1 rRNA gene (running past one end of the window) is annotated in these 1,424 nt (G+C 56.5%); it reads left to right on the top strand.

Annotation, left to right across the window (positions count from 1 at the left end):
- Positions 1–1,393 (top strand): 23S ribosomal RNA (locus ACFVYN_RS40885); it begins 1,795 nt to the left of the window's first position.
- Positions 1,394–1,424: the final 31 nt, after the last annotated feature.

Here is a 1,424-nt window from a genome sequence, read left to right as displayed (position 1 = left end):
GCTGAGACCTGATGCCGAGCCGATTGTGGTGAAGTGGATGATCCTATGCTGTCGAGAAAAGCCTCTAGCGAGTTTCATGGCGGCCCGTACCCTAAACCGACTCAGGTGGTCAGGTAGAGAATACCGAGGCGTTCGGGTGAACTATGGTTAAGGAACTCGGCAAAATGCCCCCGTAACTTCGGGAGAAGGGGGGCCATCACTGGTGAGAGGACTTGCTCCTTGAGCTGGGGGTGGCCGCAGAGACCAGCGAGAAGCGACTGTTTACTAAAAACACAGGTCCGTGCGAAGCCGTAAGGCGATGTATACGGACTGACGCCTGCCCGGTGCTGGAACGTTAAGGGGACCGGTTAGTCACATTTCGGTGTGGCGAAGCTGAGAACTTAAGCGCCAGTAAACGGCGGTGGTAACTATAACCATCCTAAGGTAGCGAAATTCCTTGTCGGGTAAGTTCCGACCTGCACGAATGGCGTAACGACTTCTCGACTGTCTCAACCATAGGCCCGGTGAAATTGCACTACGAGTAAAGATGCTCGTTTCGCGCAGCAGGACGGAAAGACCCCGGGACCTTTACTACAGTTTGATATTGGTGTTCGGTTCGGCTTGTGTAGGATAGCTGGGAGACTGTGAACTCTGGACGCCAGTTCAGGGGGAGTCGTCGTTGAAATACCAGTCTGGTCGTGCTGGATGTCTAACCTGGGTCCGTGATCCGGATCAGGGACAGTGTCTGATGGGTAGTTTAACTGGGGCGGTTGCCTCCTAAAGAGTAACGGAGGCGCCCAAAGGTTCCCTCAGCCTGGTTGGCAATCAGGTGTTGAGTGTAAGTGCACAAGGGAGCTTGACTGTGAGACCGACGGGTCGAGCAGGGACGAAAGTCGGGACTAGTGATCCGGCGGTGGCTTGTGGAAGCGCCGTCGCTCAACGGATAAAAGGTACCCCGGGGATAACAGGCTGATCTTCCCCAAGAGTCCATATCGACGGGATGGTTTGGCACCTCGATGTCGGCTCGTCGCATCCTGGGGCTGGAGTCGGTCCCAAGGGTTGGGCTGTTCGCCCATTAAAGCGGTACGCGAGCTGGGTTTAGAACGTCGTGAGACAGTTCGGTCCCTATCCGCTGCGCGCGCAGGAACATTGAGAAGGGCTGTCCCTAGTACGAGAGGACCGGGACGGACGAACCTCTGGTGTGCCAGTTGTCCTGCCAAGGGCATGGCTGGTTGGCTACGTTCGGGAGGGATAACCGCTGAAAGCATCTAAGCGGGAAGCCTGCTTCGAGATGAGTGTTCCCACCCCCTTGAGGGGTTAAGGCTCCCAGTAGACGACTGGGTTGATAGGCCGGATCTGGAAGGCGGGTAACCGCTGGAGGTGACCGGTACTAATAGGCCGAGGGCTTGTCCTCAGTTGCTCGCGTCCACTGTGTTAGTTCTGAG

The organism is Streptomyces sp. NPDC058307, assembly GCF_042880295.1.
Lineage (GTDB): Bacteria > Actinomycetota > Actinomycetes > Streptomycetales > Streptomycetaceae > Streptomyces.
This window is presented reverse-complemented; position numbering and strand designations above follow the sequence as displayed.